This is a genomic window from Paenibacillus sp. FSL H3-0302, assembly GCF_037982245.1.
Lineage (GTDB): Bacteria > Bacillota > Bacilli > Paenibacillales > Paenibacillaceae > Paenibacillus_AQ > Paenibacillus_AQ odorifer.
The window spans coordinates 3,191,877-3,209,865 of sequence record NZ_CP150284.1 but is presented as its reverse complement, the minus strand read 5'-3'; the positions used below and the strand labels follow the sequence as shown (position 1 = coordinate 3,209,865).

At 41.7% G+C, this 17,989-nt stretch carries 14 protein-coding genes and 1 riboswitch; all 14 genes read right to left on the bottom strand.

All coding sequences use genetic code 11. From position 1 onward, the window contains the following. Nucleotides 1-45: 45 nt before the first annotated feature. Complete coding sequence (locus MHH50_RS14320) at nt 46-1,188, bottom strand: copper amine oxidase N-terminal domain-containing protein (RefSeq protein WP_076302022.1); 1,143 nt, start codon at nt 1,186-1,188, stop codon at nt 46-48. Between the two features lie 68 nt (nt 1,189-1,256). Continuing rightward, entirely contained in the window at nt 1,257-2,417 is a 1,161-nt protein-coding gene (locus MHH50_RS14315; RefSeq protein WP_340034496.1) for a DHHA1 domain-containing protein, read from the bottom strand. A gap of 129 nt (nt 2,418-2,546) precedes the next feature. Beyond that, nucleotides 2,547-2,774 carry a hypothetical protein gene (locus MHH50_RS14310; RefSeq protein ID WP_076190427.1) on the bottom strand — a complete coding sequence of 76 codons (228 nt, stop codon included), beginning with the start codon at nt 2,772-2,774 and terminating at the stop codon, nt 2,547-2,549. Between the two features lie 89 nt (nt 2,775-2,863). Further along, complete coding sequence (locus tag MHH50_RS14305) at nt 2,864-4,489, bottom strand: DUF4179 domain-containing protein (protein WP_340034494.1); 1,626 nt, start codon at nt 4,487-4,489, stop codon at nt 2,864-2,866. Continuing rightward, nucleotides 4,467-5,057 (bottom strand): sigma-70 family RNA polymerase sigma factor, encoded by a 591-nt coding sequence (locus tag MHH50_RS14300; protein WP_076125840.1) that lies wholly within the window; start codon nt 5,055-5,057, stop codon nt 4,467-4,469. Before MHH50_RS14300 ends, MHH50_RS14305 begins: the two co-directional genes overlap by 23 nt. A 169-nt stretch (nt 5,058-5,226) precedes the next feature. Next, nucleotides 5,227-6,516: an amidase gene (locus MHH50_RS14295; RefSeq protein ID WP_340034492.1), complete on the bottom strand. Its 1,290-nt coding sequence runs from the start codon at nt 6,514-6,516 to the stop codon at nt 5,227-5,229. A 95-nt stretch (nt 6,517-6,611) separates the two neighbouring features. Continuing rightward, entirely contained in the window at nt 6,612-8,177 is a 1,566-nt protein-coding gene (locus MHH50_RS14290; protein ID WP_340034490.1) for an ABC-F family ATP-binding cassette domain-containing protein, read from the bottom strand. Nucleotides 8,178-8,626: 449 nt separating this feature from the next. Further along, entirely contained in the window at nt 8,627-9,937 is a 1,311-nt protein-coding gene (locus MHH50_RS14285) for a voltage-gated chloride channel family protein (protein WP_340034488.1), read from the bottom strand. A gap of 67 nt (nt 9,938-10,004) precedes the next feature. Then, nucleotides 10,005-10,067, bottom strand: a riboswitch (Fluoride riboswitch). Nucleotides 10,068-10,074: 7 nt separating this feature from the next. Next, a complete protein-coding gene (locus MHH50_RS14280; protein ID WP_036678376.1) occupies nt 10,075-10,797 on the bottom strand; it encodes a YebC/PmpR family DNA-binding transcriptional regulator in 723 nt (240 codons plus the stop codon). Nucleotides 10,798-10,961: 164 nt separating this feature from the next. After that, nucleotides 10,962-12,089 (bottom strand): 5-methyltetrahydropteroyltriglutamate--homocysteine S-methyltransferase, encoded by a 1,128-nt coding sequence (locus MHH50_RS14275; protein WP_076146088.1) that lies wholly within the window; start codon nt 12,087-12,089, stop codon nt 10,962-10,964. A 139-nt stretch (nt 12,090-12,228) separates the two neighbouring features. Next, nucleotides 12,229-13,344, bottom strand: coding sequence for a 5-methyltetrahydropteroyltriglutamate--homocysteine S-methyltransferase (locus MHH50_RS14270; RefSeq protein ID WP_076125848.1), 1,116 nt, complete (start codon nt 13,342-13,344; stop codon nt 12,229-12,231). Between the two features lie 16 nt (nt 13,345-13,360). Beyond that, the gene (locus MHH50_RS14265) at nt 13,361-14,293 is read right to left on the bottom strand and encodes a LysR family transcriptional regulator (RefSeq protein ID WP_076105621.1); all 933 of its coding nucleotides are present in this window, start codon (nt 14,291-14,293) and stop codon (nt 13,361-13,363) included. A gap of 120 nt (nt 14,294-14,413) precedes the next feature. Then, a complete protein-coding gene (locus tag MHH50_RS14260) occupies nt 14,414-15,541 on the bottom strand; it encodes a phosphodiester glycosidase family protein (RefSeq protein ID WP_340034486.1) in 1,128 nt (375 codons plus the stop codon). A gap of 174 nt (nt 15,542-15,715) precedes the next feature. Continuing rightward, nucleotides 15,716-17,245 (bottom strand): TPM domain-containing protein, encoded by a 1,530-nt coding sequence (locus MHH50_RS14255; RefSeq protein ID WP_076184509.1) that lies wholly within the window; start codon nt 17,243-17,245, stop codon nt 15,716-15,718. Between the last annotated feature and the right edge of the window lie 744 nt (nt 17,246-17,989).

Genomic DNA, 17,989 nt, shown 5'->3' with positions numbered 1-17,989 from the left:
AACATCGCTCTTTTTTTGTGCTAATTATATTGATGTGATTCCGAATTATTTCGCTAGAAGTGTATATGTCACTGTTTTTGCTTTTTCCTCAAGGATTGGCGTATAGGTGAATGTAAGCACATTCCCCTTACGGCTTTTCATCCCTAACATTCTGCTCAGAATGTATTGATCTCTGCCATCATTTACTTTATCCCATTCTTTACGATCCTCACTAGTAATCAGTTGTTCACTGAGATTGACGATTTCTCCTGTACTGCTGTAGACAATATATAATTGTGTTGTATCTAATAAGCGAACAAGTGCCACATCCTCCGCGGCGTACTCCACTATGAAATCACCGGTTGCCCCGGTTAATTTCTCCATCTCAAACAACTTGCCCAAACCGCCATCCTTAGTAATATACTGAACATTCTTCCCATCGGTCATATACACCTGAGTGGAAGGTACTTGAGGCGCATGTGGATAAGCAGAGATCATATAATGATAATCCATTTGCTTAATTATTGTACCTGCTTGAACTAATACCTGATAGCTGTTGCTGAAATCATTAAACATTGCATAGTGATTGTCCGTTAACTGGAGTAAGTCCGTGCCATTTCCAAGTTTTTTAATCTCAAATCCATGATTGTAAGCTGACTCCTTAAGGGGTAGTTGGCCAATAATTACTGGTTTCCCGGCTGCCGTAGCCCGGTAATATAAATTAGCGTTTTTTTGAGATATCCAATAGGATCTACCTTCTACAGAAGCAGCAACAAATCTAGGTTCATCTACGATTTGGATAACCCCATCCGTTTTATTAAGCGCGGTTTTACCCCCGAGTACACTGACTGCAGAGACCAATGGCAAGTACAACGAACCTTTTATGATACGAGGAGATTTTGTTAATGCCATCGCTGCCCCGTTCACTTTTGACGTTGCAGCACCCGCGGTGAAGATGACTTCACGCTCTGGACGTACCAGCTTGGCCATTTTGGATTTTTGATCCCACGATAACGTATAACCCATAGCATCTGCGAGTGATTTCAAGGGTACAAAAGTTGTATTCTCCGCGATCACTTGTTTACTGCTGATTCCAATTTCTTTATAGTTAAATTGAATTTGCTTGTCTGCTTGCGCAGATACCGATCCATATCCAGTACTTAAAATCAAAACAGCAAAGATCCCTAGCGTTACCTTCCATTTATTCATATCTATCCGTCTCCTTCGACATTATAATCATATGTAATTAGACGGAAGATAATGGAAAAAGTTTCTTCTCACCCTCTAGCAAACTCATAAAATGCCAAAGCATCCTCCCAAGTTGGGAATCCTGCTTGCGCCAGTTTATCGCTGCCCCCGCCTTTACCATTATAGCTGCCTAGATGAGCTTTGAAAAAAGCTCCACAGGAAATCTCCGTGCTCCCATTCTGCGCAAACACAACCTTATTCTCCACAGAAGTAGCTAATAATACAGGAAGATCACATTTCGAAGTCAGCTTATTTGCTAAGCTCTGTAGATCTTTTAGCGATTTATCTTCAAATACTTGTGCGATCATCTTTCCCGCTTGCTCATTTAAAAGCTCTTGCACAACATAGTCGTCATTTTTTTCTTTAAGCAGGTAAATTTCAGCTTGCAGCAGCTTTTGTTCATTTTCCCATTTTTCAATTCGATCAATAATCTCATCTTTGCCTGTGTTGAATTTGGAAGATAGTGTACCAAGGATTTGCTGACTAGTATTAAATTCCTCTAAAGCACGATATCCACATTTAAAATAAATCCGTGTGTTCCCTTTTATTTTCTCAGCTTTCAAAAGCTTAATTATCCCAATTTCACCTGTTGAGGACACATGTGTCCCCCCACAAGCGTTGTATTCAACATCTTTGATCTCAACAATCCGGATGTTGTCTGTCACTTTTGGCTGTTTAACCAATTTAAGCTGTGAAGCCTCTTCCCCTGTTACGAAATAGCTGAGAATATTGTGATTTAAGTAAATCTGCCGATTAACTTCTCTCTCTATGGAGTACAGTTGATCAGCAGACAGTTCTGAAACTTCTATATCAATAGTGCAATAGTCCTCACCTAAATGAAAGCTTAAGGTCATAAAGATATGTTTTTCTAGACAAACCGCTGAGAGCAAATGCTGGCCACTATGCTGCTGCATATGGTCAAATCTTCTATTCCAATCGATCTGACAAGTTACCGATTCCTCATTAGGTAAACGTTCCAGCTTATGCAGTACAAGCTCTTCCTCACTGATTACATCAAGCACAGGGATTCCCTGAATAGCTCCAAGATCACAGGGTTGTCCACCACCATGCGGATAAAAAGCCGTCTCCTCTAAAAGAACATAAAGCCCATCTTCTCGTTCTATGGTTTCAGTCACACGGGTTTGCCAATCAGTCTGGTATGTAGAATTGTAGTATAGTTTGTTGGTCATAAATGGTTTCCTCTCTTTTTTACGTTATCGACATATTAAGTTTATAGTATCATAACGGATAGTTTGAATCTTATTATTTCAAAAAAACCAGCTCCACGCAAAAACTGCGTAGAACTGGTATTAAGGTAATTAACAAGAACAAGTAGCATCTTTTAAATTTCTAATGGCAATTGCATTTAGTCGAAGCGCTTCTACTATTGAGTCTCTTACTGCTAACAATTCAAATCTTTCACGACTGCCAATAGGCAACCTGCAAAGAATGGCTTCAATTCTTTTAAGACTTTCTTTCAGAACCACTCTTTGCTTACGCAATGCGTTCAAAGCTCTTTGAATTTTTCTCTTCTCTGCAGCAGTCATAAACTACCACCTCTTTTCGATTGTGATAGTATATGAGATGCTTATTCCCCCTTATTTGCTTGTACAATCCGGAAACCAAATAACTATATTTACTCTTTTTTGCTAGCTTCCATGATAGGAACGGACCAGTCTACATTAGAATACATTCGATTGTTTATCGTGCGCACTAATTGAAGCTGCTCGGGAATTTGTGTAAGGCCATCGGCACGGAATTGGAAATATTTCTTTTGATTATTTGACTGAGACTCGATAAATTCAATATAACCATCTTTCCATCCTACCCCTTTAGTAGTAAAAGCTCCTTGTTCAGTGAGTTTGTACTCCTTGCCATCTAGTGTCTTAAATATCCATTCACTATTTAAAAACTCATTTCTCAATCTTCCTCTAAAATGTAATACACCTTCCTTCGCTGATACATTGTTATCGGGAGATGACTCCACTGTAAAATCATTTAACATCAGTTCATCCCCGTCAAATGCAAAGGGAATCGGCTGTTCTTTCAACTTGGCAGGCTCAAATTGCACACTAGAACCATCCTTCTCTGGGATGAAATATCCATCCAATACGAAAGTATAAGGCGTATCCTGAGGTAAATATTTAAACGTATAGCTCCAGTGCATAAGTCCCTTTGTTGCCCCGGGAAGGTTAGAGTAGGACATCACGCTATTCTTATTAGGAAACTTTCTAGCATTAACACTGTGAATCTCTTCGCCTGCTGTATCCTCAAAATGGAATTTCAAGCCCTGTTGCTTCCATAGTTCGCCAGGAGAACGGGTCAATGCCTCTTCACTCAATTGCGTATCAAACTCAAAACGAACACCTTGCACCATATGAGTTAATTTTTTCAAGGTCACAGTTAAACCGTCCGGGGAGGTGTAGCTACCCGTTAGTGGCATGGAGGTTGTTTGTTTATTCGCTTCTGTCATATCCATAGAAAAATTGAAATTCCAATCGCCTTTAAGAGTAGGGATGTTCTTGCGTTCACTTCCCATTTCAGTAATATGACCTTCGACCGTAATTCGATCAGTTTGCAGAGGTTCAGTGAAATTAGCGATCAAATAGTAAAAGTCACTGGTAAATCCTATATCGTATAACTCCCCAACAACCTTCCCTTGATCATCCTTAATCGCAATACTGTTCCCATCATTAAGGGCCAACCGCTTTTTATCATGCTTTCCATCTGGTCCAAACAACTGTAACGCAACAATTACCCGTGTAGGATCTGCCACTGCTTCATCTATTTTGATTGTGTAGCCCTTATCCTTCACCTTAATATTAGGATGCTCTACCAACCCAAATTCTTGTGCTCGTAGAAGGCCAATGTCCATGTTGTTTTTTACAAAAAGAGAACGTAAAGTCTCTGCCAGTGTAGGAACGGAATATAAGATCACGGCACTTAGCACAACCAGTAACAACGCCGCACCCATAAATAATCTCAGCAACTTATTGCGCTTCGGATGCTTGCGATTCCTTTGTGTTGGAGTAAATTCCTCAAGCTCTACTTGTTCCAAAGAAGCCATTACTTGAGCAGTAAATGAATCTGGTAAGCGCTCTTCATACATAGCCTGCGACCATTCAGCTTGTTCCTCAAGCTCTGCTTCGTAGATCATATTACAATGCGTACAAGTTGCCATATGTTCAGCTACGGCTTGATCTCGTAAGATAGATTTGCTTAAAATATATTCTTCGATCTCATAGGAATTTAAGCACCTCATCGGTCTTCACCTCCTGGAGTGTAATTAGCTGCTTCAAACGCTGTTTAGCCCGGTATAAATCATTTTGAATCTTGCTTAATGGAACATCTAGAACCATACACATTTCTTCATAGCTTAAATCATTGGTATAACGAAGCAGTAAAGCCGTACGATAATTAGACGGGAGCTTCTGCATCAGGTGAAGCAGCTCTGTGCGATGCTCCGATCGCATTAATTCTTCTTCTGGATTATCCGAAAGAGAATGTTCGGCATTGTCGTCCGGCAAACTCGCTGTCGGTCGGTCTTTTTTCCACAAATCCTTCAGTAAATTAGTCGCGATAGCATATAGCCACGCCGCAAAATTCTTATCCAAATCATGTGAGGCCAGCTTACGGTAAGCTTTAATAAACGTCTCCTGCGTTATGTCTTGTGCATCTTGATGATTGGCTCCCATTCCTCGCAAAAGCCCATAAATTTTATTCTTATATCGATTTACAAGATACGAATAGTCTTCTTTATGTCCATCGAGAACATTTTGGATCCATAGCCTCTCATCCTCTTTTTCAACTTTCGGTACATGTCCCTTCACCTTGAAGCCTCCTTGAAGCACGATACTATATAGACGATCCCTATTAAAAAAACTCTCACTTTATACAAAAAAAAGTAGATCTTCAAATAAAACGAAGACCTACTGTGTAATCTACCGATTACGTTTTAGAACAAAATACAACAATTGATCCATTTCTAAAGCCATAGAATCACTGAAGCGCTAAAGAAACCACTTTACTCCAATAAATTAACTCTTCATCCCTACCATATGCCCCGATACATTGAAATCCTAATGGCATGTTATTTATAGAGGCAGCTGGAATACTCACCGCAGGCGCTCCAGCATATGACCAAATGGCCGTCATTCCGGTCCATCCGGTTCGTGAACCCCACAGCGGAGCTGTTCCTGCCTGAGCTGGCGAAACCCACAAATCAATCCCCTGTGACTTCTGCACATCTAATAGATCATTTCTGAGCTTGATTTGTCCGCTACGATATCCTTCCAGTTCTTCCTCAGTGATGGTTCGTCCAGATAAAATAGCCTGCCGTACGGTATCCTCATAAAGATCTTTATAAATATCAAATAGTGAATGATGGACTTGCGCCATTTCTCCGTGAACAAACCGCACCATGGCATCTCCGTAGATAAAGCTATCTTCCCACGGCATCGCAACTGTTTTTATGCTGAACCCTGCTTCCTCAAGCTTCTTAAGCTGCTTCTGAAAGGTTATCTTGGTGTCATCCTCCAATAATGTCATGTATACACCTTCGGGTATCCCTAGCACAGGTTTACGAGCTTCATTAAATGGTTTCCATTCTGTTATTAGCTCCGCGGCGAGAAAGTCCATACCCTCCATATCCTGAGTGAAAAATCCAAACGTATCAAAAGATGGCGACATCAATTGGACACCATCTATAGGGATACGCCCATAACTAGGTTTAAAGCCGACCACTCCGCAAAATGAAGCAGGTGCCATAACAGAACGCAAGGTTTGTGTACCTATCGCAAATGGACAGATACCCGCGGCAACCGCAGCAGCAGAGCCTGCACTAGAGCCGCCAGGCGTATGATCCAGCTGATGAGGATTGCGGGTTGTGATAGGTCCGGCATAAGCAAATTCCTCCGTCACTGTTTTGCCGGTGAACCAAACCCCTTTTTGCCGAAGCTTTTGAATAAAACTGCCCTCAGACTTCGTCAATGCTTGTGGGGGAAGGTTCGACCCTGCACGGGTAGGCAACCCGTCTAAGTGAATTAAGTCTTTGATTCCAACAGGTATTCCATATAGCGATGGGTTAGGAAATTCCGAATACTTCTCTCTTACCCTAGCCACTTCATTTTTTATTCTATCTGCTCGGTTCTGCTCTGGCACAAAAGCACGCACGTGTGGTTCTACTTTATTGTAAAGATCTAAATACTGCGTAAGATATCTATCCATGGTCACATCTGAGGTCTTATTGCCCTGAGCAAACTGAGCTAACGAAGATTTATTAATGTACATGTCTGATTGGAGCCCTCCTTAATATTCACTTAAACCAGGAAGCCATTTAAAGACGATTGTATTAATTTGGAACAGCTTCATGTTACTAGTTAACCTTATCTATGGCTATACTTTAGTTCTCTATTTCTATTTTCATCCACAATATTGATTACACGATCCACCCACCCTTGATAAAATTGCTCCTCATGAGAAACCAGAATCACTGTACCTTTAAATTGGATTAAAGCATTCTGTAAAGCATCTTTTGTTTCGGCATCTAAGTGATTAGTGGGCTCATCTAAGATTAAGAAATTACATGCTGTAAGCAATAAAAGACACAGCTTAACTTTGGATTGTTCGCCACCGCTGAGTGTACGGATAGGCTGTGTAACGTGACTATCTTTTACAACACATAATGCTAGATGACGACGTATTTCCTTAATAGTCAATTTTGGATAAAACGATGCGACGATTTCAATGGGTGTCATGCTATCGTTTTCCCAAATTAAATCTTGCTCGTAGTAACCAATAGAGACTTGTTCGGCAAAGCGGAATGCTCCGGCAACACAGGGGATTTGACCAACTAATGTTTTCAGCAATGTTGATTTTCCGATGCCGTTAAAGCCTGCTATGACTATCTTTTGTCCTCCTCGAATGGGAAATGTTAATTTTGGCAGCAGCGGCTTATCGTAACCAACCACAAGATGGTCTACTCTAAGCGCAACTTGTGCAGTAACAGGAAGCTCTTGAAAACGGATAGATGCTTTAGTGACAAACGTCGGTGCAGCGATTCTCTCCATACGATCCAGCTGCTTCTGACGGCCACGGGCAATTCTAGAATTAACACCAGCACCATTTTTCCGGATGTATTGCTCAGTGGCTTCAATTTTTTTCTGCTGTGCATGGTACTGCCGGATATGGCTTTCGCGAAAATGCTCCTTCTGTCTCAAAAAATCAGCATATTTGCCATGATATTTTTTAATCGTTTCCCCTTCAATATCGCAAATGCTTGTTGATATTTTATCGAGAAAAGTGTAGTTATGAGAGACCACAATGAAGGCTTGATCGAACGCTATCAGATATTCAGCAAGCCAGTTAATATGCGTGGTGTCGAGATAATTGGTGGGCTCGTCGAGCAATAACACATCAGGTTGTTCAAGCAACAGCTTTGCCAATATAACTTTGGTTCGCTGCCCCCCACTAAGCTGATCAATAGGACGGTACATCCCCATTGCATTTAATCCTAGCCCCGTAACCACTTTACTGATATTGCTCTCGATAGAATAATAGTCGAGCGCCTCAAGTCGTTCCTGAAGGTCTGCTGCCTTCTGCAAAAGCACTTCATTGCCAGTAACAGCACATTCCGCATAAAGTGCATTCATCTTTTCTTCCATTTCGTATAATTCAGTGAACGCTCTCCTTAAATAACTTTGAACGGTACTTGACCCATCAATAACCGCGTATTGATCAAGATGACCTATTTTGATATTGGGCTGCCATTTAATCGTTCCACCATCAGGAATCACCTCGCCCGTCAGAATACCAATCAATGTGCTTTTCCCTGTTCCATTCTGACCCACTACACCTACATGCTCCCCTTTGTTGACTTCCAAAAAAACCTGTTTATACAGCACTTTATCTCCAAAAGCATGTGATACATTAGAAACCTCAAGTAAACTCATTTGCTTTCCTCTTTTCTATCTATAATTGTTTTTAAGCACAAAAAAAGCAGAAGACACCGCGCCCTTGGGCGCAAGCCTTCTGCTTATTAGTGCACGAATAGACGGCACAAATAGATAATTGTCAGTTTGGAAACTGAACATTATAAACACAAAAGGCTGTAGACGAAAATTGTCTACAGCCTCTTAATCATTAACATCGGAAGATGGCGTAATCAAATAAGCATGAATAATCACACTAAAATGACCTAGCTATCTTTCGATGATATAAAAAGCGATTCGCTTTTTGATTAAGCTCCGGACAACGTTTCATCGTTTGTATCCGATTGTTCGGAGCAGCTTCTGGTATATAATTTTTCAGTTTCCACATGAATCATGTTGAACCATCCCTTCGTTTGGCTACATTTTAAATCGTGTAACCGCACTTGTCAACCACCATCCGAGAGGTGCTGTTATTTTTTGCGGGCGCGTTTGACCGTACCGATCCTAGTCCCTTGAGGAATAGTAATGAACTGGCTCTTCGATACACCAATAAGCTGTGAAGTATAAATACTACTATGTCCGGAGAATAAATAACTCACCACACAAGCGATAAACATGTATATGGCTCCTTCCGAACCAAACAGCTCGATCCCCATTAAGAAGCAAGCGATAGGCGTGCTAGTAGCTCCACAGAAGACAGCAATAAAACCGAGGGCAGCTAAAAAGGGTCCATACACATGTAATATTCCAGCCAAGACATTTCCTAGTGTGGCACCAATCGTAAATAACGGAGTAACCTCACCACCCTGAAATCCTGTTCCTAAGGTAAAGGCGGTAAAGATCAGCTTCCATAAAAAAGCGAACGGCGAGACATCTCCCTCAAAAGAATCCTTGATTAACGGAATTCCGAGGCCTAAGTAATCACGAGACCCTACAAGGAATACTAAGGCAATGATAATTAATCCACCTACCGCACCTTTTATCATTGGATTGCTTATCCTGGCGGTGAAGATTCTTTTCAGAAAATGAGTCAGTTCACTGAAAAGCATACTCACGAGACCAAAAATTACAGAGGCCAATACCACTTTTAGAATAATCATTAAACTTAAAGCTGGAAATTCATTCACTACATAGTGTGTATGATGAACACCCCACAATCGAGTGGTGACCAGATCACCAACAAAGCTAGCCACAAAACATGGAAGTAATGCCTGTTGGCTAATAAGTCCAATGGTTACTACCTCTAGACCAAATAAGGTTCCAGCCAGCGGTGTTCCGAAAATAGAACCAAAGCCTGCACTGATCCCGCACATTAACAGTATCTTACGATCCAGAGGACTGATTTTAATCAGCTTTCCGAACCATTCCGCAAGGCTTCCGCCCATTTGAACAGCTGTCCCTTCACGCCCAGCGGATCCACCAAATAAGTGGGTTACCAGTGTCCCGAACAATACTAAGGGTGCCATCCGTAATGGAATGGTCTCGTTACCATCCTGAATTTGTTCTATAATAAGGTTATTTCCTTTAGCGCTGTTTTTTCCGTAACGCATATATAGGAAACTAACAAATACTCCCCCAAGAGGCAACAAATAAAGTAGCCCTGGATGCTCTAAACGTACATCTGTTACGTAATCCAAGCTTTTTAGAAAAAAAGCAGAGGCGGTGCCGGATAAAATACCAACTACACTGCCGAGCACAATCCATTTGATAAATGTACTCCAAAGAGCAAAATAACTTCGCTTCTTAGTGATTTCAAACCATCGGGTAGACCATGGATTCATCTCGACAGCTCCTAAGGACAAAATAAATTAGTCTCAACAATAAAACAGACTCCTACCAGGGAAGCTCACACTGGTAGGAGTCATTAGTCTCAGAGAGACAGTTACGGCGAACTCCATCGCCCTTTATAAAACTTAAATTATTCTTCTTCTGAATCTACGTTATGATACACTTGTTGAACATCTTCCAGGTCTTCCAAAGCATCAATCAATTTCTCGAATTGAGCTTGAGCATCTTCTGGGAGTGCCACATAGTTTTGTGGAAGCATGTTTAACTCAGCAACAGTAAATTCAGTGATGCCTGCATTCTTGAATACTTCTTGTACTGCATTGAACTGATCAGGTTCTGCATAAACAATAACTGCATCATCCTCTTCCAGCACATCGCGTACATCAAGTTCTGCATCAAACATCATTTCAATTACTTCATCAGCAGTTTTACCTTCTACACCTATAACGGCCGTAGAGTCAAACATGTAAGCTACTGATCCGCTGACACCCATATTTCCGCCATTCTTACTGAAGGTTGAACGGATCAATGGAGCTGTCCGATTAACGTTATTTGTTAGCGCATCAACGATGATCATTGAACCGCTAGGTCCAAATCCTTCATAACGAAGCTCTTCATAATTTTCTTCAGCGCTACCTTTAGCCTTATCAAGCGCACGGTCAATGATCGCTTTTGGTACATTGTAAGTTTTTGCACGTTCTAATACAACTTTCAGGGCCCGGTTCGCTTCTGGATCGGGTTCGCCCTTCTTTGCTGCTACATAAATCTCAACACCAAACTTTGCATAAACACGACTTGTGTTTGCGTCTTTGGAAGCTTTCTTTTCTTTAATATTATTCCACTTACGACCCATATTGTTCCCGCTCTCTTTCAACATGAATTAAAAACAATTGTTACTTATTATACCCTTCTTCGATAGCTCTAGTAAAGTGCAGTAGTAGGTTAATCCTCTAAGCTGTCACAATACAGATAGAAAAAGCCCCTGATTCAATCAGGAGCCTGCTAATTTTTTATAGATTACTGCCAAATTTCATCTGCAATCTCTTTAATAAACTGCAGTTTATCCCATTGCTGTTGATCTGTCAGATGGTTTCCTTCTTCCGTAGAGGCAAAACCACATTGTGGGCTCAGGCACAACTGATTGATATCCACATATTGCGAAGCTTCTTTAATCCGTCCAATGATTTCTTCTTTATTCTCAAGCTCACCTGACTTCGAACTGAACAAACCTAAAACTACTTGTTGATCTTTAATAAATCTAAGGGGTGCAAAGTCTCCGGCCCGATCCGTATCGAACTCCAGATAGAAACCATCTACATCCACCGTTCCAAATAACACTTCTGCGATAGGCTCGTATCCGCCGGATGCTGCCCAAGTGGACGCGTAGTTCCCACGGCATACATGCATCGTGATAACCATATCTGCTGGATGATCTTTAATCGCTTCGTTATTTACAAATGCGTATAACTTAGCGATTTCGTTAACATCTACACCCTCTTTTTGACGGGCTTCCCAATATCCTTTATCACAGAGCATACCCCATGTGCAGTCGTCCAATTGCAGATTACGGCAACCTGCCTCATAGAAATCACGAATAACTTCACGATAAGCTGCAGCAATATCAGCCACAAGTTCATCCTGCTTGTCGTAAACAGCTACAGTAGTCTTTTGATTGCGCTGAAGTTCAGCAAGGAACTGCGCTGGCGAAGGAATCGTTTGGCGCGCTACTACATCATTTCCCGCTACGCTAACCAATTGTCTGTAGTCAGCGATCATTGGATGGTTAGTCCCACGGATTTTACCGGATAATTCTGCAGTTTCCGCTCTGGTCTCTACACCATTAAACAGGTAGCCCACTGGGCTGACTTTCTTTGTTACCCCTTCAAGGCCCCACATAAAATCTAAATGCCACCAGGAGCGGCGGAACTCTCCATCCGTTACACCTTTTAATCCAACCGCTTTTTGTTTTTTCACAACTCTGGCAATCTCTGTATCTTCTACCTTGCGCAATTCATCAGCGGAGATTTCATTATTTTGATATTGGACACGAGCTCTCTTAATCGTTTCCGGACGTAAGAAGCTGCCAACGATATCTACTCTGAATGGCACTTCAGTTCTTTGTTTTCCTTTTTGGATGGTACTCATAGGGGTTCGGCCTCCTTCATTGTCTGTGCTTTTCTGTTGAATTCACTATAGCACTGTACAATCAGGACAGGGTAACTCCTAAAAACTATGGCCTACCATAAGCTTACGCTATAGCAGGCCACCAAATTAGCTTATTTAATTATAACCAGACCTCTCGGGCGGTTTCGATCACAAGGCGTATTTTATCCCACTGCTCTTCTTCAGTTAGAATATTTCCTTCCTCCGTAGAAGCAAATCCACACTGAGGGCTAAGGCACAGCTTTTCAATATCTACATATTGTGCGGCTTCTTCGATTCTTGCCTTAAGCTGCTCTTTACTCTCCAGACCCCCATGTTTGGTCGTTACTAATCCCAACACTACAAATTGGTCTTTAATAAATCGTAAGGGCTCGAAATCGCCAGCTCGTTCATTATCATATTCCAAGAAAAAGGCATCAACTTTGGTATTGGAAAAAAGCACCTCGGCAACAGGCTCATAACCGCCAGCAGCGAACCAAGTGGAGCGAAAATTACCTCGGCAAACGTGCAGCGCGATGGTCATATCATGCGGACGATTCGCAATACTCTCATTGATCAGCCTAACGTAATCCTTTGCTAACTGATCGGGATCTGTACCTCTACTGCGTAAATGGGCGCGATGTCGGCCACTGCTCAGCGTTCCCCAAGTTGTGTCGTCTAACTGAAGATAACGGCAGCCTGCATCGTAAAAGGCTTGAATCGCAGTTTGGTAAACCGCGATGATATCTTGAAATAGAGTTTCCTTATCAGGGTAAACTTCATTTCCATTAAACTCCTCCACAAAGTGAAATAGGGCAGGTGATGGAATCGTCATTTTGGGTATCCGGTCTCCCGCCATTTCCTTGAGCTTTATAAATTGCTGTAGCATGGGATGATCTTCAAAGGCAATCCGGTCAACAATTCGGAATGATTCTGCACGCTGAACCGTTTCGGCTCTTCCATTCCCTTGGTTTAAGTTAATCTTTTCAGTTCCTTTAATTCCGACAAAGAAATCAAGATGCCACCAGGAACGGCGAAACTCACCATCTGTTACTGCTAATAATCCTACTTCCTTTTCTAATTCCAGTAGTTTAGCAATCTCAATATTCTCTATTTCATAAAGCTCACTACCTGTAATTTCACCATTCTCATATTGGAGGCGGGCTGCTTTAATCTCTTCCGTACGCAAGAAGCTGCCGACGATATCATAGCGAAAGGGTGGAGCATTTCTCTGGGTGCCAGTTACGGGTCTAATCATACCGATCCTCCTACAGCTATAGTAAAAAATGATTAAGATCAAAATAACTTCCGGAAACCAAGTCATTTAAGATTTCTATATACTTGGATGCCATCACACTAGGTCTACGATCTTTATGCGCAATCCAACCAACCGTGAATACTTCATTACTCTCAAATGGAATCGTCTTCAGTCCATTACCGTTCAGATCGGATGCCATGATTCCTGTACCCACTGTATAACCGTCCGTGCCCATTAATAAATTGGTCAAGGTTGCCCGGTCATTCACTTTAATATTCTTCTCAATCTGAGAAAAACTTAACATTTCCTCCGAGAAGTGAAGTGAATTGTTCTCACCCTGTTCAAAAGTAATATACGGAAAAGGTAAGATATCGTCCTGCGAGATCCTTTCCTTCTGGGCAAGCGGATGTCCAGTTCTAACATAAAGATGTGGGTCAGTATTAAAGAGTGGCGTGAATTTCAGATTACCGTCACTGAACAGCTTATTCATATGCTTATAGTTGCTCTCGTTAATATAAAGAATCCCCAAATCGCTACGTAGAGTACGCACATCTTCGATGATGTCGTAGGTTTGCGTCTCTCTCAAGCTGAAGTTGTACTCTGAGACATCACTTTGCTTCATGAGACTCACAAAAGCATCTACCACAAAAGCATAATGCTGAGTCGAAATGGAAAAATAGATTGGGCTACGCTTTTTCCCAGTATAACGATTCTCCATAAGCTCTGTTTGTTCAATGATTTGACGGGCATATCCGAGAAATTCCATTCCTTCTACAGAAATGCTGATTCCACGGTTCGTCCTTTCAAAGATGGTAATCCCAAGTTCATTTTCAAGCTCTTTAATAGCGTTGGACAGGCTCGGTTGAGAAACAAAGAGTTTCTTTGCCGCCTCATTCATGGAGCCACTATTTGCAATTTCGATAGCGTAGCGGAGCTGCTGCAACGTCACTCCTATTCCCCCTGTTCCAGACCTATTCGTACTACATTCTGTTTCATACTAGCTGATATCGTAGCATAAATACACATCTCATTCCAAGATAATCCTTATTATGTGCCCAATAACGCGTACTTATTGTGTTCTCTTTTTCCCAGCATCAATCTTGGCAGGATCTAGTCCTTTCCAGATATTTGGCATATCAACCTGTTCTGGATGCTCAAAAACTAAAAAAGCTGTAGGCAAATACCGCTCACCATATTGGGATGAGGGTTTATTCATAATCTCATTATCTTTTACTAGTACCGTAGAAGATCCACCATCCAGATTAGCCGCTATCACAGCTCCATGCTTAAGCAAAATTTGCTGCACATCATAGAGATTCGCTCCAATACTATAAGTAGGCTGTCGTCCGTCAATTACCACAAAAATAATAGCGCCATCTGCCCGCTGACCCATTGCTGTTCTAGGTGCAATCCCCCAACCTTCTGCTGCATTCTTAATCAATCCTTTGCCATTGACGATTAACCGCGGGCTAAAAGTAACTGCCTCCTGAACCCCCATTTTACTAATCTCATCTAGCGTATAATTCCCGGCAACCATTTTCCCTTGTTTATCAAGACCAACAATCTGTGTAGATTTTTTACCGCCAAGACCGTTGTAATATAACTTACCTTGTGAGACTACAATTCCTATGGGTTTAAACCCGTTACCTTTCCAGTTCGGATCAGCGAACCCACCACCGTTAACTCCAGCGATAGCGCCTGTACGCTTCACCATACTGGTTACTTTTTCACCTGAACCAATCTTATTAGGTATTCCTAGTCGGACTTTGGTTGGATCATTAACAATCATTACATATCCGGTATAGCCACTGCCTGAGACATTCTCAATCTCGACAAGCGGCTTCTCTACCACCTCAGGTTCGGGAGCGATCGTATGTGTATCTATTTCGTCCCCCATCTCTTCAAAACGGGCGGTATATTCGGTTACCCGTTCCTTTAGTTGATCTTCACCTATAATATATTTAGCCATATAGCGATGTTGTGTTGTAATTAGCGTATCTGCGATTGTATAACGTAAGTTCTGAGCCGAGGGTGCAAAATAAAGCCATCCACCAGCAGCGATCATTAAGAATAAGCAGAATAAAAAAACTTTGGATAAGGTGCGAAAAAAACTTCGTTTCTTCCGCTTTTTTATTGGTTTCTTTACAGGTTTCTTATTGCGTGCATTGAAACGTTGAGGTAATGATGAAGTGCTCACTTCTGAGTATTCCTCCCTAAATATTACTAATTTGATAATATGTACAACTCGTCCTTATCATAGACGATGATTTTCGTTAAAAGTTTCTATTTGAGTAATAGTCATCATTTCAAAAACAAAAAAGAGCAGGTTTCCAATATCTTGGCTACCTGCTCATCTAAAGCTAAACAAAATCTAATGTCTTCCTACTCCACCGCCGCTGCTAGCGCTACCGCCGCCGCCTGATGAGCCACCACCGCCGGAATAACCGCCACCACCTGATGAGCCTCTATCATCATCATCTGAGTAGCTGCGGCTGGATGAGCTTGAAGAATGTCTTCCTGCTCCTCCACCACTGCTGGAACCTCCACCACCATGGTTCTCGTTGCTTGAGGAATACCTTCCTGCACCGCCACCGTTAGTAGAGCCTCCGCCACCACTGTTTCCCCAGAAACTTGATTGCGAATTGTTTGTATTCCTATGGTGGTGATGATAATAACGTCTGTGCCAGCGTCTGCCATAACCGTAATCCGCTTGACCATGCCAAGGACCATAACGGCGTATATTCCTTTGGCTATATGGATTAAATGGCAAACCATACATTTCTATATATCTATTGCGTCGTGAAGCAGTAAATCCAAATAAGATAAGCGAACCAAAAATCGCTGAGAAAATTAGAAAAGCCTTGCTTTTACTAACCGCCTCACCTCCACTTGTAGCTGTAGTAGAGGAAGAACCAGAGTTCGTTGTAGTTCCAGGATTAACATTGTTTCCGTTGTTTCCAGTGACTCCTTGCGGATGATCCGCTCTAGCTAACAAGAAACTGTAGAACGAATTAACTGTCGTTGTAGCTCCCGTACCGTAATCTTTTTTCACAAATTGGGGTTCAAGCACGGTATTTAAAATATTACTAATAGCCTCATTGGTTAAAACCTTGTCGATATCCTTGCCTTGTAGAACATGATAGTTGTCTCCGCCTATGTCCAATACCAGCATAACATCCTTAGGACCCGCACCTACCGAAGCAAACTTCATATAGGTATAGTCCTGCAATGTTTTATCTCCAGCATTTTTTACGGTGACCACATAAATTCCACTTCCGGTTGTTGTTTTATATCTGTTGCTGGAATCGTTCAGATAGTCTTTAGTTACTTTTTTGAGCACACCCGCATTATCGGATACGTAATTTTTGGTGCCAACATTTTCTGCCCAAGTGCCGCCCATAGCTTGAATAAAAGCTCCATACGTCTTCCTAGCACCATTACTGTATGTTTTAGCTGCGAAATCCGGCTCAAGATATTGTGAAAGAATCTCTTTAATCTTACTGTTAGGCAATGATTCCTCTATACCTTTACCTTGTACCGCCCAATAATCATCATCTTTTATAGAAAGGAGCAGCAGCAGACCGTTATTTTTATCCGCAGCCCCCACACCCCAGCTATTGAAAAGCGATTTTGCATACTCTTCCATCGAAACCCCTTCAGTAGAATCGACAGTTACAAGCACAACTTGAGCTCCAGTAGCCTGATGTAATCGAATACCGTAGTTCACCATGTAATTCTCTGCTTTCTCGTCAATCACATTCGCAAAATCATTCACATAAAATGACCCTGTATGCTTAGGTACAGCAGTTTTGGCTAAACTTACGGCCGGCAAAAGCAATACACTTAACAATAAGGCAGCAAGTGTGGTATGTAGCAGTATTTTTAGAGTTCTCGTGTTCATATGTACCTCCTGATCTATCATTATCTCTCTTATTTATCGGTTACGCGCGGTTAGCGGAATAGTTCCATTTTATTCTAAACTGGAAATTACACAACAGGAAAAAACGGTTAGAGTTTATGAGGCGGGTGATTTGAGGCGTGCGAGTCACTTCAGGGGCAATCATCGTGTTGTGTTGATGGATCAAACTCAAGAGCATTGGAGATTTGGAATTCCCTACTGGATAACATACTTTTCACTGATGCATCGGACTCAGGAGACGTTATTCTGTTTATTTGAGCGTTTGCGGCAGGCTATCGGACTCAGTTGCAGCTATTTACTTAAAACCACACCACTTTTCCGCAAATGTTGGCCAATAAGTGCTATACAGTCCGATAACGCAGCAAAATGAGCTGAAAAGGCGAAATAGCTGCAATACGGTCCGTAACACACTGAACTCTCTTAGTTACTTGAAATAATGGGAGTTTTGGATCCTTCTTAAACTTCTTAGTTACTTGAGGTACATTGGAGTTTTGGAATCCCCTGCTGGATAACACACTTTTCGCCGATTCATCGGACTCAGGAGACGTTATTCTGTTTATTTGAGCGTTTGCGGCAGGCTATCGGACTCAGTTGCAGCTATTTACTCAAAACCACACTGTTTATCCACAAATGTTGGCCAATAAGTGCTATTCAGTCCGATAACGCAGCAAAATGAGCTGAAATGCTGAAATAGCTGCAATACGGTCCGGAACACACTGAACTCTC